Raw genomic sequence first — 20,508 nt, forward strand, 5'->3', positions numbered from 1 at the left:
CGAGTCCCAGCAGCTCTCGCCGGAAAACCAACGCGGACCTCAAACACGGCACCCAAGAGCCACCGGACCCCGTACCAGGCCGAACTCGCCGCCGAGACACAACAGTTCTTCCGCGGACGGTGATCAATAGATCACCGGCGGACGCCGGCGGCAGCTTCTGATTCTGGAAGGTGGGGGATGGCGAGGAACTGGCTGAACCGGTTGGCGCGTTGCTCTGCGGCCTTCAACAGGTCGGCGATCTCCTCCCGAGCCTGTTCTCCTTCCTGGGTGAGCCCTTCGGCGTGGAAGACCCGGAGGAAGCGGGTGAGCGGGAGCATCACTTCTTCGTGGTGCTGCGCGGGTGAGTAGATTCCTGCCTGTGCCATGGTCCTGCCCATGCGGGCGAAGCCAGGTGCGCTGTGTCCGGGGACCCGAAATGTTCGCATGACGTGGGCGAGCGCGCTCATGAATCGGTCGGGAACCAGTTGCACGGCTGCTTCCAGCACCGCGCGGTAGAAGATCATGTGACGATTCTCGTCTTGCGCGATGTTCTGCAGCAGCGCCTCACAGCCGGGCTCACCGCAGATCTGCTTCATGTTGCGGTAGGAGACGCGGGTCGCGAGTTCCTGGAGCGTCACGTAAATGAGCGAAGCGAGTACGTCGCCGCGGTAGTCGATTTCGTAACCGCCTTGGACGTGCGCGGAGCGGGTGTCCTCAAGCGCGACGGGGTCGGTGGCGCGGGTGACCACAAGGTAGTCGCGGATGGCCATGCCATGTCGCCCTTCCTCCACCGTCCAGCGGTTCACCCAGGTTCCCCAGGCGCCGTCCAGACCGAACAGCTCAGCGATCACGCGGTGATAGCTGGGCAGGTTGTCCTCGCTGAGGAGATTGTGGATCAGGCCGACGCGTACGGCGGGGTCGAGCCTGGCCTGCGTCGGATCCCAGGGCTCGCCGCCGAGGACGCCGTCGTAGTCCTTCCCCTCGCTCCACGGGATGTACCGATGCGGGTACCAGTCCGTCGCGCTGTTCAGATGCGAGTCCAGGGCGCGCGAGACGACCGGTTCCAGTGCGATGAGCAGGTGCGCGTCCTGGCGAGACATGTCGATGGGGTTCATGGCCGTCTCCTGAGAGCTGAGCAGATGGATACCTGCAGGACAGGCGTCGTGCCTTGTCGGCTGGGCGGACAGGTATTCAACGGCACAGCGTCCCGGCGGTACGGGGTATTGCTCCTTCTGGGCGATGCCGGTAACCGCTTGGAGTCCCGGGCGGTTGGGAGCACGGAAACAATGCCGACCTGTCAGGAGCAAGATGATGACCGAACAAGATGTTCAGGCATTCGGCGCTCAGGCCCTCGCGAGCCTGCTGAAGGACTATTTCAATCTCCCGGCCGACAAGCTTTCCCCCACAGCGACCATTGAGGAGCTGGGCCTGGATTCGCTGGGGTTGATGGAGCTTGTGGTGGTCCTGGAGGAGCGCACCGGTGCCGATCTGAACGACCGGCTCAGCGACATCTCCCCCTCCGACACTCTGGAGCAGGTGGCCGCCACCATCGAGAGCGCCGTCGTCGGCAGCTCGCTTGGTGAAGGTCTCGGATGACTGCCGGCCGCCCCCTCGCCCAGGGGACCCCGCTTATCCAGGTACGTACTCGCATCGACCTGCTGACGGAACTCGAACCTGTAGCCGCCCGTGAGCTTGACCGGCATCTGGCGACAGCGCAGGAGTGGTTCCCGCACCAGTACGTTCCGTGGAGCGGGGCCCGGGACTTCGACGGGCCCATAGGCGGTGAACCCTGGCGGCCCTGCCAGTCGGCGCTGACACCCGCTGTACGCGACGCATTGATCGTCAATGTGCTCACCGAGGACAACCTGCCCAGCTATCACCACGAGATCGCCGCACGCTTCGGACGGGACAGCGCCTGGGGAACCTGGGTGAACCGATGGACCGCCGAGGAGGGACGGCACTCTGACGCGCTGCGCGGCTATCTGCACGCCGTACGCGGTGTGGACCCGGTGGAGCTGGAGCGTGCCCGAATGGCTCACGTAGGAAGCGGCTACGACAGCGGGCAGCCCACGCTCGCGCATGCGCTTGCCTACGTCACCGTCCAGGAGCTGGCCACTCGCGAAGCACACCGCAATGCCGGCCAAGCCTGCCCAGAGCCCCACGGGACACGGCTGATGAGCCGTATCGCCACCGACGAGAACCTGCACATGATCTTCTATCGGGCCGTCTGCGCGGACGCGCTCGACCTGGCTCCAGATCTGATGACCAGAGCCTTCGCGGACGTCGTCTGCGATTTCCGGATGCCCGGACACAGCATCCCCGGCTTCGCGGGCCGGGCCGCCCGCATCGCGACTGCGGGCATCTACGACGTCGCGCTGCATCATGATCGCGTGCTGCTCCCGTTGCTGCGCGCCCTGCGTCTTATGGAGCGCACCGATCTGGGACCGGCCGGAGAAGAAGCACGGCACCGCATCGGCCGGTATCTGGAGGAGCTTGCCGACAGGATCCGGCGCCTTCAGGAACTGCGCCACCGACGCGAACAAGCGAGACGCGACGCCGTGCCCGAGAACGGCACCCGGATCGGGGCGTCCCGTGAGGCGTGAAGTGGCCGTCACCGGCCTCGGCCTGATCACTCCCGCCGGCAGCGACCCGGACGCCAACTGGAAGACGCTGGCGGCCGGCAGATCCCTGGCTGCCAAGAATCCGGAGTTCGAGGGACTCCCCATCGACATCTCCTGCGACGTGCGGGACTTCGAGCCTCAAACGGAACTCGGCCCCCGGCTCGTACGCCGCCTGGACCGGTTCGCCCATCTTGGCCTCGTCGCTGCCCGCCGCGCCGTAGCGGATGCCCGGCTCAACATCGGCGACTGTCCCCCAGAACGCGTCGCCATCGTCCTCGGCGTGGGATCCAACAGCCTGCGCACCTACGTCACCGAGTTCACCCGCCTCGGCGAAGGGCGGCCCCGGGCGGTCTCGCCCCTTGCCCTACCGCGCAGTGTGCCGAACATGGTGGCCGGCGAGATCGCCCTCGACATCGGGGCCCGGGGCCCGAACTTCACTGTCTCCAGCGCCTGCGCATCAGGAAGCACGGCCCTGGGAGTGGCCCGCGGGATGCTGGCCACCGGCATGTGCGACGTAGTCCTCGCGGGGGGCACCGACTCGTGGTCGCGGATGACCGCCACCTGCTTTGGACAGATGCGTGCGCTCTCTTCCCGCACGGACCGGCCCGAACTGGCTTCGCGGCCCTTCGACCGTGACCGCGACGGCTTCGTCCTCGGGGAAGGGGCGGCCGTCCTGGTACTCGAACGCCTCGACCACGCACAGGCCCGCGGAGCACGGAGCCGGGCCCTGCTGTGCGGCTACGGTGCCTCGGCCGACGCGCACCATCCCACCGCACCGCATCCCGAGGGGGCAGGCGCCGAGCAGGCCGTGCGACAGGCGCTGGCCGACTCGGGATGCGCGCCCGCCGACGTCGGACACATCAACGCCCATGGCACGGCGACCCCGTTGGGAGACGCCGCCGAATCCAGAATGATCAGACGGGTCTTCCGAGGCGGTCCACCTCCGGTGACGGCGACCAAGAGCATCGTGGGGCATGCCCTCGGCGCGGCGGGCGCCATCGAAGCCGCATTCACCGTGCTTGCGCTGGAGCACCAGGAAGTACCACCGACGGCCAACCTCGCGGAGCAGGACACGGGCTCTGAGTTGGACATCGTGACCGGCTGCCCTCGCCGGTCACGCTTCGACCTTGCACTGTCCACCTCGTTCGGCTTCGGCGGACAGAACGCGGCGCTCGTGTTCAGCGTCGCCTGAACCCCGGCCCTGAGGGACCCTGACGGTTCCAGGGACCCTCAGGGTCGTCATACGCCGAGACATAGTCTTCCCGCGCGATAGGCGACGGTTCCAGGAACTCCTCCGGCACGGCGAAGCCGTCCACCAGAACCGTCACGTCCTTGGCGAGCAGGCCCACCAACCGCTCATGCAGCATGGGCAATTCATCAATGTGCCGTGTGGACAGAAAGCCCTTGCTCAGAAGGTCCCCGCTCTGCGCACGGACACCGCGCAGCGCGAACAACAGGTGAACGGCATCCAAAAGCTCCCTTGCTTCGCCCAGGGGAAGCGCGGCAGCGGCCTCGGCCGTCGCTTCGGCGGCCTGACGGTGCGCATGGACCTCAATGGCACGCAGCGCGGGCCCCATCGCCGCGTTGCGCCGAGCCAGTGCTTCGGACGGAGCCCGCCGCATCGCGGTCCGGGCGCGCTCCAGCCACAGGACCTCGGCCGAGGCGAGAAGGTCATGCAGGAATCCGGGCTCGGTCAGCTCCCGTCCGTGCGGATCAGGGACCTGACGGGGTGCCCTCTGCGGGGCGAACAGCAACTCGGCGGCGGCTTTCACCACCGTTGCCTGGTTGTCGCCTTCGGCAGTGATCACTCCCTCGACGGCCGTCAGCTGATCAGCGAATCCGTTGTGTGCCAACAAGCCCTGGGCGCCGCACCGTTCACGGGCCTCCAGGCACACATCCCGCGCCTGCCAGCTGATCCATGCCTTCGCCACCGACACCAGGCGCCCGGCTTCAGCCCGCCCCGCGGTGTCGTGCGTGGACCAGCGACGTGCGGCCCTGCGATAAAGCATGCTCATCGCGTACACCGTGGCCACCGCCTCAACCAGCGGCCCATGATGGCTCCGCAGAGCGAAGACCGGCAGCGTCGTCGACCCGGAGAGGCCCGTGATCCGGCGGTTCCTGCCATACCGCACGGCCAAGGCCACCACAGCACGCGCCGAACCGACCGATCCCGCGCTCATACACAGCTTTCCCGACATCACCCGGCCGACGGAAGCCAAATACCGCTGCCGCTGATCCTTCACCTCACTGACGAACACGCCCTCGTCGGTCATTCGGCCCCCGGACCCGGCCAGCAGCGCACCGCGTCCCACCCGCACGCCGTCGAACGAGGTCAGGCTGTGGTCCAAGGGAGACCCGAGACGAGGTGACAGGCGCCGCACCCGTACTCCCGGCAACGTATGAGTGGCGTTGGTCAACGGGACCACGAAGAGATGGACCCCGTGATCGGTGCCGTCCACGACCAGCCGTGCCCCCACCACACCGGTCTTCGGACCACCGACAGGGCTGGTGTTCGGCATGAACTTCTGCGCGGCGGCACAGGGAGTGTGCACCGTGAAACCGTCCGCCTCCCGATCGTAAACGGCCAGGGTCTCCACCGCCGAGGCATCATTGCCGTGACCGACCTCGGTCATGAGGAACGTGCCAACCTGCCCCATTTCCAGGTACGGCGCCAACTCCTCCGCCCCCCTGGCGTCATGGTCGACGATGCTGCCAAGGAACAGGTTGTAGTGAATCGTCGCGGCCACCAGAAGTGTGTGGTCAACAAAACCGAGCCACTCGTGAAGACAGGCCAGCCGTACCGGGTCCCGGACCAGAGCCACAGGATCACGCACCGCATCATTCAGAAGCCGCAGCCGCCGATACGCGGTGTCCACCTGCTCCTCCACCGACGCATCCGTACGGCGACGGAAGGCAGGTGTACACATCAACTGCCTCCAGGGTTCATGCAACGAATCCTCGTCCACTCCGAACAGGGCCGACCTCAGCACGGCCGATGTGTCCCGACGCGCGCCCATATTGATCTCCGCAATCACGCCCAGCCCAACGATGCCGGGCGGCAAGAGGCACGCGAGGGTTCCGGGGCCCGCCGACGATACTGCTGGACCGCAAATCCCGTGTGCCACGGATGCGAAAGGAACCGTGTGCGCAGGTTCGAATCCTGCCGGGGCACTCCGGGAAAACCTCCTGACCTGCAGAAGTGCAGGTCGGGTGTTTTTGCGTGCACGTCAAAACACGCACGCCTTTTGGCCGTTTCTCTTTTCGAAGCGCGCATCGCTCCACACGCTGTGGATAACCTTCTCCACTGACAGGTTTCCACAGGTCAACGGTGCGCGACTGGGTGCTTGATGGTCTCGCTCCCCAGCAAATACTGACCGCGCATGTCGTGGGCATCAGAGCGTCTCCATTCCGTGAATATCGCGCATGACCTGCACTGACATGACTGACAGCACACGAAAATGCACACGGTCTGGTGGGGGCGGCTGGTCGCGGACGGACCCGAGGCGGGACGAAGCGGTCCGAGCGCGGTCTGCCTCAGGAGGTGGGAGTCCGGGCGAGGCGTTCCGCCAGCGTGGCCGCGAATTCCTCTGCCCGGGCCAGCTGGGTACGCAAATCTTCGACCCGCTGCTCGGTGGCCTGCTCGAAGCCGCGCATCCGCTCCAGGAGTTCCTCACGCTCGGCCGTCGGCAGTTCCGTGCGGGAGTCCAGGCGATCCGTGGCTTCCAGCAGGTCGCGCATCTCGTCCAACGTGAAGCCGAGCGGCTTCATCCGGCGGATGACCATCAGGCGGGCGACGTCGGATTCGGTGTAGAGGCGGAAGCCGCCCTGAGAGCGGGCGGACGGGGTGACCAGACCGGTCTCCTCGTAGTGCCGGATGGTGCGCAGCGACAGCTCGGTCCGTGCGGCGACCTCGCCGATCTGCATGTGCTCGCTGCTCACGCGGGATGCCTTCCTCGTCTCTCGGAGCGGTCGCGGAGGACCGCCGCCGATCTCTACTCTAACGTCAGGGTAGAGTTGCCCCGTGTCGGGTTGGCGTCTGCCGTGCCCGTTCCCATGGTGCGGGATGTCGTCCCGCGACCGTCAACCGTGTCCGGGCCGACGAAGCCCCCGGCGAAGACCGATACCCGCAGGAGAGAGCGTGCGCATGTCCGTGACGGCCGGCGCCGCCGCCTGCCCGCCGTGATCCTTCGCCCGCACGCGGCGCCCGATTCCCTCACGGCTCACCGCGCTGCCGCCCACTGACTTCGGTCCGCCGCCCGCGGACCTTGTGGATCGCCGCCCCGGCCCTCCACACCTCCCTGCGCGCCCACGGTGACACCGGGCGTGCCCCGAGCACGACAGGTTCTTCTCCTCTTGTCCTCCCCCGCACCGTCCCCACTGTCTCCGGCCGCGTGGCCGCGCGGCTCCCGTCGTCCGTCCTGGCTGTCCGACCCCAAGGTGCTGCGCACCGAGGTGCTGGCCGGTCTCGTGGTCGCCCTCGCGCTGATCCCGGAGGCGATCTCGTTCTCGGTCATCGCCGGGGTCGACCCGGCGATCGGCCTGTTCGCGTCGTTCACGATGGCCGTCACCATCGCGGTCGTCGGCGGCCGGCCCGCCATGATCTCCGCCGCCACCGGCGCCGTCGCCCTGGTCATCGGCCCGCTCAACCGCGAGCACGGCTTCGGCTACCTCGTCGCGGCCGTGATCCTCGCCGGCGTCTTCCAGATCGCCCTCGGCGCGCTCGGCGTCGCGAAGCTGATGCGGTTCGTGCCGCGCTCGGTGATGGTCGGCTTCGTCAACTCCCTCGCCATCCTCATCTTCGTGGCGCAGGTCCCGGAAATGCACGACGTGCCCTGGCCCGTCTATCCGCTCCTCGCCGCCGGCCTGGCCCTGCTGGTGTTCCTCCCGAAGGTCAGCAAGGTGATCCCGGCGCCGCTGGTGTCCATCGTCGTCCTCACCGTCATCACCGTCGCCGCCGGGATCGCGGTGCCGACCGTGGGCGACAAGGGCGATCTGCCGTCCTCGCTGCCGGTACCGGGCCTGCCGGACGTGCCGTTCACCCTGGAGACGCTGAGGATCGTCGCGCCGTACGCGTTCGCCATGGCCCTGGTCGGCCTGATGGAGTCACTGATGACCGCCAAGCTCGTCGACGACATCACCGACACCCACTCCGACAAGACCCGCGAGTCCATCGGCCAGGGCATCGCGAACATCGTCACCGGTCTCTTCGGCGGCATGGGCGGCTGCGCCATGATCGGCCAGACCATGATCAACGTACGGGTCTCCGGCGCCCGCACCCGCCTGTCCACGTTCCTGGCCGGCGCGTTGCTGATGGTCCTGTGCGTCGTCTTCGGTCCCGTCGTCTCCGACATCCCGATGGCCGCCCTGGTCGCCGTCATGGTGATGGTCTGCTTCGCGACCTTCGACTGGCACTCCATCGCGCCCAAGACCCTCAAGCGGATGCCCGCCGGGGAGATCACCGTCATGGTGGTCACCGTCGCCTGCGTGGTCACCACCTCCAACCTCGCCATCGGCGTCGTCGTCGGCAGCATCACGGCCATGGCCATCTTCGCCAAGCGCGTCGCCCACCTGGCCGACGTCACCTCTGTCACCGACCCCGACGGCACCCAGGTCGTCTACTCCGTCACCGGCGAACTCTTCTTCGCCGCCTCCAACGACCTCGTCTGCCGCTTCAACTACGCCGCCGACCCCGACAAAATCGTCATCGACCTGTCCGCCGCCCACATCTGGGACACCTCCTCGGTGGCCGCGCTCGACGCCATCGAGACGAAATACGCCCAGCGCGGCAAGAGCGTCGAGATCATCAGCCTGAACGAACCCAGCGCCCGCATCCACAAGAACCTCAGCGGCGAACTCACCGGCGGACACTGACCAGCCGATCACCGCCCACCCGCCTCGCCTCCGAGGGAACGGCACGTCCCGATGCCGGTATCCGGGTCGGCCGCGCGGAGCCCACCCCCGTCCCGGACGGGCGGACACGCACTGCCATCGCGACGTAACCCTCATGTAATGACGGGCCCTCAACTCTCACGTAACGGTAGTGTTGGGTCGTGACGATACGTGTGCTGATCTGCGATGAACTTCCGGTGGTACGGGACGGGCTGGCAGCCACACTCAGCAGCGAACCGGACATCGAAGTCGTCGCCACCACGGGCGACGGGACAGCGGCACTTTCGCTGGTACGGCGGCTGTCGCCCGACGTCCTGATCACCGATTTCCGTCTGACGGGACTGTCGGGCCTGGACGTCGTGACACAGGTGACCAAGAACTCCTCCGGCAGGCCCGTGCCGGAAGTCCTCATGTTCAGCGCGCGCACCGATGACATCTCGGTGATGAAGGCCCTCGGGGCCGGGGCGTACGGATACCTGGTGAAGCAGACGCCGCCGGCCGAGGTGATCCGCGCGGTGCGCGCCCTGGCCGCGGGTGAGGCCGCCGTCACCGGTGTGGTGACCCGGCGTCTGATCGACTGGCTGTTCTGGCGCCATGCCAAACCCGTGGCCGCCAGCCAGGAGAAACTGAACACGCTGACCCCGCGCGAGCGTGAAGCACTGCTGCTGGTGGCGGCGGGGATGTCCGACGACGAGATCTCCCGGAAGCTGTCACTGCAGGTGACCACCGTCCGCTCGCACCTGTATCACCTGCGGCAGAAGCTCGGCGTGCGCGATCGCGCCCAACTCATCGTCTTCGCCTACCAGTCCGGTTTCAGCGTGCCCACAGCGCCTGCGCAGCCGGACTGACCCGCCATCAGCCCGGCGCAGCCGCCGTACGCGTGGCGGTCCAGAACAGGGCCAGGCCGACCATGCTGATCAGTGTCACCAGGACGGTGGCGGCGGCCCAGCCGATGTGGGTGACGGCGAAAGCGAAGACGGGCGGGCCGAAGAGACTGCCCAGACAGCCCGCCTGGTTGAGCAGGCCATAACCGCGGCGCAGCGCGTACGGGGAGTGCGCGAGGGTCGGCATACTCGCGTAGAGGGCGGCGAGGACGAGCCCGTTGGCGGCCATCAGCGCCGCTGCTCCGGCAGCGATCGCCGCCCAGGGGCTGACCTGGTAGATCACGACGGCGGCGCACGGCATGGCGAGCGCGGCCACGGCGAGCCGGCGCGGGGTGAACCCTCGGTGCATGAGCACGCCGGCGGCCAGCCCGCCGGGAACGCTGGCCAGGGACACAGCAGCCGTGGTCGCGCTGCCCACGGCCGCGGGGACGCCCCGGTGGTCGGCGAGGTCGGGCAGCAGTGCGATCGCAGTGACCCCCAGCAGCGCGATGAGGCTGAAGGACACCGACAGCCACAGCACCGGGCGGAGTCCTCCCGATTCCGCAGGTCGCCGGTTTGCACCGTTGGTGCCGGTGCCGGTGCCGGTGCTGGCCAGGCGGGTGAGAGCGCCGATGAGCGGCGCCACGGCTGGCACCACGGTCAGCACAGCGGTCAGCCGCCATCCCAGGACACCGTTCAGGGTGCCGGCAGCAGAGGCGAGTGCCATGCCGACGGGAATGAACGTGCTCCACAGAGCGAGCGCCCCACGCTCCGTACTCGGTGCGCACCGGGCGGCCAGCACCAGCGGCCCGGTGATCACCACGAGCAGGTACCCGCAGCCTTCCAGCATGCGCGCGGTATACAGCAGCAGGACTGATGGGGAGACGATTTCCAGGATCCCGCCCAGCAGCATCACGGCGAGCCCGGCGCCAAGCACCCGGCCGAGATCGCCACGCGCGATCCACAGCCCGGCCGGCAGGGCGAGCGCCGCCCCGACCACGGTGATGCCGGAAACCAGCCACCCGAACTCCGCGAGCGAGAGCCCGAAGTCGCCGCGCACGGCGGAGCTGAGAGGGATGAACCGGCCCAGCGCCATCCCGGCCGACACCCCGGCCGCGTAGACGAGCGCGATGGTGCCGCGTTCGGAAAGGACGCGTCGCTCAACGCGTGCTGCTTGCGTGCTCATGCAGAGGCGTTCCGGAGGAAGAGGGACACACCGCTGAACAGGTCTCCGGCGTCCAGTTCGCCGAGGTCGGGTGTCACGACGTCACCGTCCAGCGCCTCGTGCAGGCGGAAGCCCAGGACGTCGATCCCCTCGCCGGTCAGCGTGCGGGTGGCCCGGTCGGACGAGCACAGCACGGCGGCCGCATGACGGGAGACCTTGCAGGACTCCGCCAGCACCTGCCGGGCGGCGAGCAGCGTGCCGCCTGTCGCGGCCACGCAGTCGATGAGCACCGCGACGTCGTACAGCGGCCGGCTCGGCGGCGTCATGTACCGGCACCGGGCTCGGCCCTCTTGGTCACGTTCCATACCGAGGAGAGAGAAATCGGTGTGGCCGAAGGACGGAGCGAAACCGGGGTAGAGCAGCTGCCCGCCACGCAACACGATCACGCACAGCGCCGTCGCGTCGGCGGGCAGCGCGGCACGCGTGGCCTCGGCCAGCACACGGCTCAGCTCGAAGATGCCCTGCCTGACCTGCTCCGGCTCGGCCCCTGGGGCCACCAGCGTGCCGTAGACACCCGCCGGATCGGCGACCGTCATCGCCCCGGCCCTCACAGCCGCACCCCGCGGACCGCGTCGGTGCACCATGCCGTCAAGTCCGCACCCGCCGTCAGTAGTTCGGCCACATCCGGATCCCCCTCCACGACGGCGCGGCCGTTGTCGACCATCCGCCGCGCGGCCAGCAGCGTCACCGCCAGGCGTACGTCGTCGGGGGCCAGCAGGTCCTCGACCAGCGAGGCGACGTCGTTCTTGGCCACGGCCGCGGCGTGCGTCGCCGGGTCGAGACCGGAGACGGTGTCGGCCAGGGCCCATACGCCGTCGTCGACGAGGAAGTGCGTGATCGGGTCCTGGAAGAAGTAGTCCATCGCTTCGCCGAACCGCTGGCCGGTGAACATCATCCGCCGGTCCGGCGCCGTACCGGCGAAGATCCAGAAGGTTCCGTCCGAGTTGAGCGTCACCGCAGCCCCGGGACTGGCCGCGTAGGCACCCCGGATCGCGTCGTTGACCGCGGTGGCGAGCGTCAGCCGGTTGGACCCCGACTCGAACGGCGAGTAGTACTCCTTGATGGTCTGCGTGCCTTCGAGGAGATCGTCGCGCAGCTCGGCGGCCTTACCGCTGAGGCGGAACACGTTGAAGGTGATCGGTAACGCCGTGCCGTCGGGCAGGACGATGCGCCGGTTCCAGTCGTTGACCGTCTCCACCGTGGCGCCCAGCTCCCGGGCCAGGTCCGCATCCACGATGTCCATGTCCGGCTGGATGCTGCGGAAGCCCAGCGCTAGGCCGGGGCGCAGCTTCTGCCAGGCGCGGGCGACGTTGCCGTAGTGAGGGATCCGCACGGGCTGTGGCGCGTCGATGTGGTAGCGGTCGATGCTCAGCCGCAGCAATGTCTCGGGAGGCTGCGGATTGCGGCGCAGGGCTTCGTCCATCTGCCGCAGCAGACGCTCCGCCCGGCTCTCGTGTTTGCCCCAGTAGCCGGCCGTCACGATCTCCACGCGCGGCACGGTGACCCGTTCCAGCAGCCGCAGGATGCTCTTGAACTTCAAGAACGGCTCCCCGCCCCCGGTGATGTTCAGCTTCTCCGAACAGGAGGCGTTGATGAAGTCGATCGCCTCATCCAGTTCCGGCCGCGACAGCGAGTCCTTCGCCGTCGGCTTCCGCGTCAGGTCCGACGCGTACATGCAGTGCTCACACGCGACCGGGCACAGCTCGCTGAGGTGGATGAAGAAGCTCGACCCCCGGTCGGGGACAGCCACGCCGCGGTGACGTACGGCTCTGATGATCCGCTCGCGTGATCCCTTCGGGTTGTCGAACAGCGTGCCGTGACCCGCATCGATCCTCACGCGATCTCCTCGTCTCGACGGTCCGCGACCGCCCGGCAGCTCCTGGCACCACTCGCCCAGGCCCCGCCGGGGCCGCACGGAGCCGTGACTCTATCCGCGAAGATCCCGACGGACATGAGCCTGATCACGCGATTTGTTCTCCCGGCAGCATGGAACGAAGCGCGGAACCCCTCGTCAGAACATGGAGAGGTTCCCGAGCTGGGCGTGCCCGCGCAGGGCCCCCGGGCCGGCTGCTTCCGATCCCTCTGATCTGCGACGGACAAGGGACCCCGCTAAACGTCACCACAACCGCGGCGAACGTCGGCGACATCACCCGGACTCCAGCCGTCGTCAACGGCATCCCGTCCGTCGCAAGGCGCCGCGACCGACCGCGCCGTCGCCCCGACGCCGTGCCCAGCGACAAGGGCTACGGCTCCGAGGCGACTGCTCAAGCCGACCAGGGAGCCCCCCTCCTGCGCTGACGGAACGTCGGGAAAAGCCGGGACGGGAGCGTCGAGGGTCCTGTGACGCACCCCTTGACTCGTTTTGCATAATGCAAAGGTAGGAAAGGGGAGCGATGAGCGCGGCGCCGGCAACAACGGACGGAAAGCAAGTGCCCAGCAGTGCAACGAGTGGATTCACACCCGCACCCAGCATCGCGGGGCTGCGTACGGCCCCGTGGGGCCTGATGGCACTCGCCGTCGTGGTCGGCGCCGGGGCCGGAGCGGGTTCGGTCGTCTTCCGCTGGTGCATCAAGACGTTCACCCGCCTGTTCTCCGGTCACGCCGACTACGCGGCCTCCCCCGGCGCGAGCAATCCGCACGTGCCGTGGCTGGGCCCGTACTTCGTGCTTCTGGCCCCGGTGGTCGGAGGTCTGCTGTACGGGCCGCTGGTGAACCGGTTCGCCAAGGAGGCCCGTGGCCACGGGGTTCCCGAGGTGATGCTGGCCGTCGCGCAGCGCGGCGGGCGGATCAGCCCGAAGGTCGCCGTCGTCAAGACGCTCGCCTCCGCGCTGACCATCGGCTCGGGTGGTTCCGTGGGCCGGGAGGGGCCGATCGTGCAGATCGGCTCCGCCCTCGGCTCCACCCTAGGGCGGGTGACGAAGGCCACCGAGGGGCGGCTGAAGCTGCTGGTCGCGTGTGGCGCGGCGGGCGGTATCGCCGCCACCTTCAACGCGCCGCTGGCCGGTGTCTTCTTCGCCATGGAACTGATCCTGGGCACCTTCACCGCGGAAGCCTTCGGCGCGACCGTGCTGGCCAGCGTCACCGCGAGCGTCATCGGCCGTGCCGCCTTCGGCGACACGGCCTTCCTCCGTCTCCCCGGCTTCCACGTCGGCCATCTCGCCCAGTACGGCCTCTTCGCCCTGCTCGGCGTCGGCGCCGCCGCGGTCGGCGTGGGCTTCTCCCGTTTCCTGTATCTGATCGAGGACGCGTGCGACTGGGCTTGGCGCGGCCCGGAGTGGCTGCGTCCGGCGGTCGGCGGGCTGGCGCTCGGCCTGGTGCTGCTGGCCCTGCCGGAGATGTACGGGGTCGGCTACCCGGTGCTGGAGAAGGCGACGGAGGGCGGTTACGCGGTCGGCTTCCTGCTGCTGTTGCTGGTCGGCAAGGTGCTGGCGACCAGCCTGACGATCGGCATCGGCGGCTCGGGCGGGGTGTTCGCACCCAGCCTGTTCATCGGGGCGATGCTGGGCTCGGCGTACGGCATCGGCGTCCACGGCCTGCTGCCCGGTACCGCAGGCGCGGTGGGGGCGTACGCGCTGGTCGGTATGGGTGCCGTGTTCGCCGGCGCGGCCCGTGCGCCGATCACCGCCGTGGTGATCCTCTTCGAGCTCACCGGCGAGTACTCGATCATCCTGCCGCTGATGCTGGCCATCGTGCTGGCCACCGCCACCAGCCGGCTGCTGTCCCACGAGACGATCTACACCCTCAAACTGCGCCGTCGGGGCATCGATCTGGAGGGCCCTGTGTCCGGTGCCCGACTGGGTGGACAGCGGGTCACCGACGTCATGGAGCCGTTGCCCTCGGTACTGCCCGCCTCCATCGAACTCGGCGATGCCGCCGACCTGTTGAGCTTCTCCGGACATGGCGCGCTGCCCGTGCAGGACGCGTCGGGACGCTATCTCGGGATGGTCACCGCCCGGGCGGTCGCCGAGGCGCTCGCGGAGCAGCCGGACGGAGCGCCGACGCGGGTCGGTGAACTCGCCGAGTCACCCGTCTCGGTCACGGCCGACGAACCGCTGGCCACGGCCCTGCATCACCTGGTGTCCGCGAGCGGCACGGGCGTACCGGTCCTGGACCGGGAGAAGGGCGAACCGGTCGGCTGGCTAAGCCATCAGAGCGCGCTGCGCGCCCTGCACCCGAGCGGCTCGGCCTCCGCCTGACCGACCTCGTGGCGGCCACTGCTCCGCCCCTGCTCAGGCACGTGCGTCTTCAGACACGTGCGGGCTTCGACGTGGTCGAGCGTCGAGTCCAGCGCCACCTCCAACGGCCTGACCTCGCGCTGGAACCGGGTGCGCAGGAGGCCGCCCTGGAGTGCCGCGAGGGTGGTCAGGGCGAGGTCGTCCGGGTCGCCGTCGAGTTCGCCGCGCGCGTGCATGTCCCGCATTCCGTCGTGGATCGGGGTCTCCCAGCGCAGAAGCCCGGAGACCACCGCGAGCCGGGCCTCGGGGTTGGTCTCGGCGACCTCGCTGCCGAGCGACCCGATCGGGCAGCCCCCGCGGCACTGCAGCCGTCGCTGGTAGTCGACCAGGGCGCCCCGCAACCGTCGCAGGCCCGCCCCCGTAGGGCCCTGTTCACCACCGCAGCCGTCGCCGCCCTCGCCACGCTCAACGCCTCCGCCGTGGCGGACTTCGCCCAGCACACCTGCCACCACTACGAGATCAACCGCGGACACCGCCACCTCCGGCAGTGGCACTCCGGCGAAGGCTGTCCGGCCACACGTCCACGAGCGCTGCGACCGGAAGCGGCCAGCGGGGTGCGCGGACAGCGGGGCAGGCAGAGATGATGTGCGGATGTCCGTCAGCTCACGCGCTCATTCGTTCAACACGGCGGCTGACCAGTACGCCGCCGGCCGGCCGTCGTATCCGCCCGCGCTCTTCGATTTCATCGAACAGTTCGCGAACCGTTCCCTGGCGGGTGCCCGCGTCGCCGATGTCGGCGCGGGAACCGGAATCGCCACCGCTCTGCTGCGTGAGCGCGGGGCTCACGTGATCGGCGTCGAGCCGGGCGACGCCATGGCCGCACAATTCCACACCCTGCTCCCGGATGTGCCGGTCGTCCGAGGTGACGGCAACGCCCTTCCCCTCGCGGACGCCTCCCACGACCTCATCACCTACGCCCAGTCCTGGCAGTGGACCGACACCAACCGCTCGGTCCCGGAGGCGCTGCGGGTCCTGCGTGCGGACGGTGCACTCGCGATCTGGTGGAACACCACCGCCTTCGACGTGCCCTGGATCCGAGAGCAGCACCAGCGCATCGCACGCCACTGCGGAGTGAAGCCGACCTCTCAGACGCGGCCCGACGACAGCGACGCCATCCGGCTCGCGGGCCTGTCAGGGCTCCCGGTCGCCCGCCGCCAAGTGCGGTGGAGCCGTACGGTCTCCCTCGACACGCAGCTTGCCAACATCACCAGTCGCTCGGCGTTCCTTGTCCTTGCCGAGGACGACAAGCGTGCCTTTGTCGGCGAGGAGCGCGGGCGACTGCGCGAGTTGTTCCCCGACGAGGTGGTGGAGGAGACCTATGTGGTTGATCTGCTGGTGGCCACTCGTCTCTGACCTGCCCGGTTTCCTGGGACTCCCAAGGACAGTCGGACAACTCCGGCGATGAGACGACCACCGGATCGGATGCCCTTCCCACTCCGGACGCGGGCCCGTTCCCGCCGTTGGGCTGTGCCGGGCGTTCCGGTGGCGCGCCGGCGCAGACAGCGGTGCAACTCCCGTGCCGGTACGGGGTGGTTGGGGTGGACGGAGTTGGCGAGGGTGCACTGCCACAGCGGCCCGAAGTGCGCCGCGATCAGATTCGCCCCACGACGCGTTCGTCGGCGTGAAGGGCAGCTCTGACTTCCGGCCGAGGCCAACCCAACCACTCCGGTGATCGTTTTCGATCACAGCGCCGGAGATCAAATTCCGCGAACACTCCGTGTGACCCACGCGATATAGCATCATGCAACCTTTACCCACAGCAAGGGTTCTCTTTCCGTTGTGGGCCCGTACCTGCCGACGTACTCACCGTCCGTTCCAGGAGGCACGATGCCCATCTCGCGCAACACGATCGGAACCGTGTTCGTCGGCGGAGCGCTGAGCGTCACGCTCGCCGCCCTGGCCTACCCGAGCATGCTGGGCATCCAGAACACCTCCTCGAATCCGTCCCGCATCATCGCCAACACCCAGTGGGGGCCACTCACCGAAGCCGACCGCAACTTCGTCGTCTTCGTCCGCTCCGCCGGGCTCTGGGAGGGTCCCTCGGGCGATCTGGCCATGCAGAAGGGGACGACCGCGGCCGTGCGCGAGGCCGGACGGCACCTGGTCATCGGGCACGCCGCGCTCGACGCCAGCTGCCGGAAGATCGCCCCCGAGCTGAACATCACCATCCCGAACCAGCCCACCCCGCAACAGCAGGGCTTCCTGGCGAACTTCCAGTCGGACACGGGCAAGCAGTTCGACACCGACTTCGCCAACACCCTGCGCATCACCCACGGCTCGATCTTCAACACCATCGCCAAGATCCGCTCCACGACCGAGAACACCCTCGTGCGCGCGCTCGCCGACCAGGCCAACGACGTGGTCCTGGACCACATCACACAGATGGAGAAGACCGGACTGATCAACTTCAACCAGGTCAACTTCCAGGAGACCACCCCGCCGAAGCTCCCCGCCGCCCAGGTGACACCACCGGTCCCGCAGCCGGGCGCACCCATGGTCACCCTCACGGTGCCGCCGGGGCTGTCGACCAGCGGAGTACCGACGGGACCCAGTACCGCCTCGCCCGCGCCGTCCGTCACGCCGGCGGTCGGATGAGTTCCGCCCCTTCGGCGCACACAATCCGGCGGCATGCAAATTTTACCCAGAGCAATGATCGCTCGGCCTGGCTCCTCCGTACTCCTTGGCGTCCGCGTCGCTCGCCCCTGGAGGCACCATGGCCATGTCCCGCAACAGGATCGGAACCGTCTTCGTGGTCGGCGCCCTGGGCCTGACCATCAGCGCCCTCGCCTACCCGGCCATGCTCGGCGTACAGAACACCTCCGGCAACCCGTCACGCATCATCGCCAACACCCAGTGGGGACCCCTCACCGAGGCCGACCGCGACTTCGTCGTCAAGGTCCGCTCCGCCGGACTGTGGGAATACCCCCTGGGCGAACTGGCCCTGAAGAAGGGATCGACACCCGAAATGCAGGAGGCCGGCCGGCACCTGATCGTCGGTCACGCCGGCCTGGACGAGCTGTGCCGCAAGATCGCGCCCCAGCTGAACATCACGCTGCCCAACCAGGCCACCCCCCAACAGCAGCAGTTCGTGGCGACCTCGGCGGCCCAGTCGGGCACACAGTTCGACACCACCGCCGCCAACATCATGCGCGTCACCCATGGCCAGATCTTCCCGACCATCGCCAAGATCCGCGCCAACACCACGAACACCATGGTCCGCGCGCTGGCCGACCTCGCCAACGACACCGTCCTGGACCACATCACCGTGCTGGAGAAGACCGGCGTGGTCAACTTCGACCAGGTCAACTTCCAGCAGACCACCCCGCCCAAGCTCCCCAAGGACCAGGTCACCCCGCCCCCACCGCAGGCCGGCGCACCGATCGTCGCCCTCACCCCCCGCCCCGACCTGAACGTCAACACCGTGTCACCCACACCCAGCCCGTCCGCCGGATGATCAGCGACGAGGCGCCGCCTCGGAGATCGGGTGCGCAGGTCACGGCGTGCCGGGGCAGTCGACCAGACTGACAGGCACGAACTGGTTCGCCTCGGCGGACGAGACGATCCCTACCGGCGACGGCGCCAGGTGCTCAGCCGACTACGCGGTATCGCAGGTGCGTGACCCCTGGGGCGTCGATGACGCGGACGAGGTCGAGCTGGCGGGACGAGCCCAGCGCGCCGAAGAGCGACCGGCCGGCACCGAGCAGTACGGGGATCTGGTGGATCTCAAGCTCGTCCAGCACCCCGGCCTGCAACGCCAGCTGCGCCGTCGTCGCCCCGTGGACCAGCACGTTGCGCTCACCGGCGGCTTCCTTGGCCCGTGCCATGGCCGCCTCGATGCCGTCGGTGGTGTAGCGGACGCTGGGGCCCTGGACAGCGTCGTCGTCAGCCTCGGAGCGGGTGAACACCTCAATGTGGACGCCATCGTGATGGTCGCCGCCCCAGCCGCCGGCCGCGTCGAACGTGCGCCGTCCCGTCAGCACTGCGCCGGTGGCCAATATCTCATGGACCACCGGAAGGCTGGCCGCATCGGTCCGGATAACCGGTAGGCCGACTCCACCGCGGGCCTCGTGGTCGCCGTCGAACAGCCACGCGTGCAGCTGCTCGCCGCCGGTGCCGAGGCCGTTCCCGGGGCCGTCATCGGGACCGGTGATGAAGCCGTCGAGCGACATGGACATGTAGAGCACGGAACGGGACACGATCGGGTCCTCCTGTCGTGACGGAACGTGGAGAGGCCGAGCGAATCATCAGACCGCTCCATCTCGGCTTCATGGTTCTCCCTATAGACCACCCGCGCGCCCGGAACTCATCGTGAGTCCGGTCCTGCCAGGCGGCTGATCGCGCCCCTGCTCAAACGCTGGATCATCGCCACCCTGCACCACCGGAAGCTGGAGCGTCTGGTCGAGCGCGAGCACGATCGTGGAGTCCACAGAGACCGCCCGGTTCAGGTCCTCGTCCGCGTCCGCCTGGGCCATCAGCGCGGTGAAGACCCGCTCCCACGTGCCGCCGACGGCCCACATCCTCAACCGGTTATGGACGCCTCGTCAGTTGCCGTACGTCTCCGGCAGGTGCACCCACTGCGATCCGGTCCGGAACTTCCGGCCGATCGCATCGGTCACTTCACGGTGAGCCCGCCCCCGACCACCCCGCCCGGGTGTCCGGTCCGGTAACAACGGCTCGATCCGCGCCCACTGCGCGTCAGACAACAGCACACCCGGACCAACTATTCAGACGATGCGAGCGAGACTGCCCAGCCGTTGTAGTGGGTTGGTGCGTACAGGTGGATCAGCCCTCTTGAGCGATAGCAGCCTTCCGGAAGGTTTCGACGGAATCATTGGGGCCTGGATTGATAATGGCCACCATGCCCTTTCCGCACTGGGTGGTGCTGTGAACGTAAATCGAGTTGTGGGTGCTGATGACGATGCTCTGAACGGCTCCGTCATATTGCAAACCGGTGTCAAATCCCCCGAGAGGGTGGCAGGGGTCGCGGAGGCGGGCTGTGCTCTCGGTGGCGCTGTATCGGCCATGAAAGTGGAAGGTGACCAGGTCACCTGGATTGCCGTAGACGACTTCAGGGGAAAAGCGATCCACGCCCTCCTTGCCGACATCCACCTGAATATCCGAACTGGAGGATGCGTCTGCGGCGGGGGCAAGAAGGCTGACTGACGCCAAGGACAGCATGGCGAGAGTTGCTGCCAGGAGCCTTTTGTGCACTGGGTGTTCCTTCGATTCATTGATCCACAACGGAGCGTATCGGCGTAAAACCGGAGGATGCCCTTGGGTGATGGAGTCCCAACGACCCAGGGCCGAGGTCTCCGGAGACAGCCCGATCGGCGCCTGCCACGCGTCCGTCCACGACACATCCCCACCAACGACTAGCTGATCCAAACGAAACGACCTAGGTCGCGCAGCAGCCGCGCCATCCTGGCCCCGGCTCCCACACCGCACGGGGTCACACGGCCCTCGGGGTCGTAGACGACGGCGAGTGCGTCTCCTGGACGGGTCGTCTGCCCGCGGCCTCGCCGGATGCACACCCTGACCGGCGAACCGGCGCGATGGGCCACCGAGCAGAGGCGGCGGCCTCTCCTTCCGCCCACTGCCCGGCCGTCCTCGACCGACGTCGCCACCACGTTCTGCACCCGCCCCTACTCCGCCGGCGCCACGCCCACGGCGGCCGACGGAACATCGGGTGCCGGGCA

20 protein-coding genes and 1 pseudogene are annotated in these 20,508 nt (G+C 68.3%); 9 read left to right on the forward strand and 12 right to left on the reverse strand.

The genetic code is table 11. The annotated features are described in order from the left end of the window. Positions 1-131: 131 nt before the first annotated feature. A complete protein-coding gene (locus tag SPR02S_RS52595) occupies positions 132-1,094 on the reverse strand; it encodes an acyl-ACP desaturase (protein WP_019065098.1) in 963 nt (320 codons plus the stop codon). Between the two features lie 193 nt (positions 1,095-1,287). On the opposite strand from SPR02S_RS52595, the gene SPR02S_RS58415 reads away from it, so the two are divergent. The 3 genes from SPR02S_RS58415 to SPR02S_RS52610 are packed head-to-tail and all read left to right on the forward strand — an operon-like array spanning position 1,288 to position 3,792. Continuing rightward, positions 1,288-1,575, forward strand: coding sequence for an acyl carrier protein (locus SPR02S_RS58415; protein ID WP_019065099.1), 288 nt, complete (start codon positions 1,288-1,290; stop codon positions 1,573-1,575). After that, positions 1,572-2,582 (forward strand): acyl-ACP desaturase, encoded by a 1,011-nt coding sequence (locus SPR02S_RS52605; RefSeq protein WP_019065100.1) that lies wholly within the window; start codon positions 1,572-1,574, stop codon positions 2,580-2,582. The genes SPR02S_RS58415 and SPR02S_RS52605 overlap by 4 nt, the downstream gene beginning before the upstream one ends. Next, complete coding sequence (locus SPR02S_RS52610; RefSeq protein WP_026151704.1) at positions 2,572-3,792, forward strand: beta-ketoacyl-[acyl-carrier-protein] synthase family protein; 1,221 nt, start codon at positions 2,572-2,574, stop codon at positions 3,790-3,792. The genes SPR02S_RS52605 and SPR02S_RS52610 overlap by 11 nt, the downstream gene beginning before the upstream one ends. Here SPR02S_RS52610 and SPR02S_RS52615 read toward each other — a convergent pair. Continuing rightward, complete coding sequence (locus tag SPR02S_RS52615; protein ID WP_158698020.1) at positions 3,779-5,635, reverse strand: acyl-CoA dehydrogenase family protein; 1,857 nt, start codon at positions 5,633-5,635, stop codon at positions 3,779-3,781. The two genes, SPR02S_RS52610 and SPR02S_RS52615, sit on opposite strands and share 14 nt — an antisense overlap. Before the next feature lie 499 nt (positions 5,636-6,134). After that, a complete protein-coding gene (locus SPR02S_RS52620) occupies positions 6,135-6,539 on the reverse strand; it encodes a MerR family transcriptional regulator (RefSeq protein WP_019065103.1) in 405 nt (134 codons plus the stop codon). A gap of 414 nt (positions 6,540-6,953) precedes the next feature. Between SPR02S_RS52620 and SPR02S_RS52625 the strand changes: the two genes are divergently transcribed. Beyond that, on the forward strand, positions 6,954-8,471 hold the full coding sequence (locus SPR02S_RS52625; RefSeq protein ID WP_026151705.1) for a SulP family inorganic anion transporter: 1,518 nt from the start codon (positions 6,954-6,956) through the stop codon (positions 8,469-8,471). A 179-nt stretch (positions 8,472-8,650) separates the two neighbouring features. Then, positions 8,651-9,337, forward strand: a complete 687-nt coding sequence (locus SPR02S_RS52630; RefSeq protein WP_019065105.1) for a response regulator — start codon at positions 8,651-8,653, stop codon at positions 9,335-9,337. 7 nt (positions 9,338-9,344) lie between these two features. Here SPR02S_RS52630 and SPR02S_RS52635 read toward each other — a convergent pair whose 3' ends face one another. Genes SPR02S_RS52635 through SPR02S_RS52645 form a run of 3 tightly spaced genes read right to left on the reverse strand, consistent with a single transcriptional unit; the run spans position 9,345 to position 12,414 of the window. After that, positions 9,345-10,538 (reverse strand): MFS transporter, encoded by a 1,194-nt coding sequence (locus SPR02S_RS52635; protein WP_019065106.1) that lies wholly within the window; start codon positions 10,536-10,538, stop codon positions 9,345-9,347. Beyond that, complete coding sequence (locus SPR02S_RS52640) at positions 10,535-11,113, reverse strand: phosphoribosyltransferase (RefSeq protein WP_019065107.1); 579 nt, start codon at positions 11,111-11,113, stop codon at positions 10,535-10,537. Before SPR02S_RS52640 ends, SPR02S_RS52635 begins: the two co-directional genes overlap by 4 nt. Before the next feature lie 11 nt (positions 11,114-11,124). Continuing rightward, the gene (locus SPR02S_RS52645; protein ID WP_019065108.1) at positions 11,125-12,414 is read right to left on the reverse strand and encodes a 4Fe-4S cluster-binding domain-containing protein; all 1,290 of its coding nucleotides are present in this window, start codon (positions 12,412-12,414) and stop codon (positions 11,125-11,127) included. Positions 12,415-13,081: 667 nt separating this feature from the next. Here SPR02S_RS52645 and SPR02S_RS52655 point away from each other — a divergent pair. Beyond that, positions 13,082-14,773 carry a chloride channel protein gene (locus SPR02S_RS52655; RefSeq protein WP_019065110.1) on the forward strand — a complete coding sequence of 564 codons (1,692 nt, stop codon included), beginning with the start codon at positions 13,082-13,084 and terminating at the stop codon, positions 14,771-14,773. Here SPR02S_RS52655 and SPR02S_RS61455 read toward each other — a convergent pair. Beyond that, entirely contained in the window at positions 14,725-15,285 is a 561-nt protein-coding gene (locus SPR02S_RS61455) for a TetR family transcriptional regulator C-terminal domain-containing protein (protein WP_019065111.1), read from the reverse strand. The genes SPR02S_RS52655 and SPR02S_RS61455 overlap by 49 nt on opposite strands. Positions 15,286-15,403: 118 nt before the next feature. On the opposite strand from SPR02S_RS61455, the gene SPR02S_RS52665 reads away from it, so the two are divergent. Further along, positions 15,404-16,165: a class I SAM-dependent methyltransferase gene (locus SPR02S_RS52665; RefSeq protein ID WP_019065112.1), complete on the forward strand. Its 762-nt coding sequence runs from the start codon at positions 15,404-15,406 to the stop codon at positions 16,163-16,165. 44 nt (positions 16,166-16,209) lie between these two features. Here SPR02S_RS52665 and SPR02S_RS65520 read toward each other — a convergent pair. Then, positions 16,210-16,453, reverse strand: a pseudogene (locus tag SPR02S_RS65520) (IS630 family transposase); the annotation flags it as partial. A 186-nt stretch (positions 16,454-16,639) separates the two neighbouring features. On the opposite strand from SPR02S_RS65520, the gene SPR02S_RS52670 reads away from it, so the two are divergent. Beyond that, positions 16,640-17,407, forward strand: a complete 768-nt coding sequence (locus SPR02S_RS52670) for a DUF4142 domain-containing protein (RefSeq protein WP_019065113.1) — start codon at positions 16,640-16,642, stop codon at positions 17,405-17,407. 118 nt (positions 17,408-17,525) lie between these two features. Then, positions 17,526-18,266, forward strand: coding sequence for a DUF4142 domain-containing protein (locus tag SPR02S_RS52675; RefSeq protein ID WP_019065114.1), 741 nt, complete (start codon positions 17,526-17,528; stop codon positions 18,264-18,266). 133 nt (positions 18,267-18,399) lie between these two features. Here the strand turns inward: SPR02S_RS52675 and SPR02S_RS52680 are convergent, their stop codons facing one another. The 4 genes from SPR02S_RS52680 to SPR02S_RS52690 all read right to left on the reverse strand — a co-directional run bounded on the left by SPR02S_RS52680 (position 18,400) and on the right by SPR02S_RS52690 (position 20,023). Continuing rightward, positions 18,400-19,008, reverse strand: coding sequence for a dihydrofolate reductase family protein (locus SPR02S_RS52680; protein WP_019065115.1), 609 nt, complete (start codon positions 19,006-19,008; stop codon positions 18,400-18,402). 81 nt (positions 19,009-19,089) lie between these two features. After that, positions 19,090-19,329, reverse strand: a complete 240-nt coding sequence (locus tag SPR02S_RS61465) for a hypothetical protein (RefSeq protein WP_019065116.1) — start codon at positions 19,327-19,329, stop codon at positions 19,090-19,092. Between the two features lie 24 nt (positions 19,330-19,353). After that, positions 19,354-19,521, reverse strand: a complete 168-nt coding sequence (locus tag SPR02S_RS66405) for a transposase (protein ID WP_373283454.1) — start codon at positions 19,519-19,521, stop codon at positions 19,354-19,356. A 73-nt stretch (positions 19,522-19,594) separates the two neighbouring features. After that, entirely contained in the window at positions 19,595-20,023 is a 429-nt protein-coding gene (locus SPR02S_RS52690) for a hypothetical protein (protein WP_019065117.1), read from the reverse strand. Between the last annotated feature and the right edge of the window lie 485 nt (positions 20,024-20,508).

Origin of the sequence: Streptomyces prunicolor NBRC 13075 (genome assembly GCF_000367365.1) — a bacterium.
In the GTDB taxonomy this organism is placed as follows: domain Bacteria; phylum Actinomycetota; class Actinomycetes; order Streptomycetales; family Streptomycetaceae; genus Streptomyces; species Streptomyces prunicolor.

Bases quoted from the DNA above. Each gene is read 5' to 3' on its own strand.
- SPR02S_RS52595 (WP_019065098.1), bottom strand. From the start codon at position 1,094: ATGAACCCCATCGACATGTCTCGCCAGGACGCGCACCTGCTCATCGCA.
- SPR02S_RS58415 (WP_019065099.1), top strand. From the start codon at position 1,288: ATGATGACCGAACAAGATGTTCAGGCATTCGGCGCTCAGGCCCTCGCG.
- SPR02S_RS52605 (WP_019065100.1), top strand. From the start codon at position 1,572: ATGACTGCCGGCCGCCCCCTCGCCCAGGGGACCCCGCTTATCCAGGTA.
- SPR02S_RS52635 (WP_019065106.1), bottom strand. From the start codon at position 10,538: ATGAGCACGCAAGCAGCACGCGTTGAGCGACGCGTCCTTTCCGAACGC.
- SPR02S_RS52640 (WP_019065107.1), bottom strand. From the start codon at position 11,113: ATGACGGTCGCCGATCCGGCGGGTGTCTACGGCACGCTGGTGGCCCCA.
- SPR02S_RS52655 (WP_019065110.1), top strand. From the start codon at position 13,082: ATGGCACTCGCCGTCGTGGTCGGCGCCGGGGCCGGAGCGGGTTCGGTC.
- SPR02S_RS52665 (WP_019065112.1), top strand. From the start codon at position 15,404: ATGTCCGTCAGCTCACGCGCTCATTCGTTCAACACGGCGGCTGACCAG.
- SPR02S_RS52670 (WP_019065113.1), top strand. From the start codon at position 16,640: ATGCCCATCTCGCGCAACACGATCGGAACCGTGTTCGTCGGCGGAGCG.
- SPR02S_RS52675 (WP_019065114.1), top strand. From the start codon at position 17,526: ATGGCCATGTCCCGCAACAGGATCGGAACCGTCTTCGTGGTCGGCGCC.
- SPR02S_RS61465 (WP_019065116.1), bottom strand. From the start codon at position 19,329: ATGTGGGCCGTCGGCGGCACGTGGGAGCGGGTCTTCACCGCGCTGATG.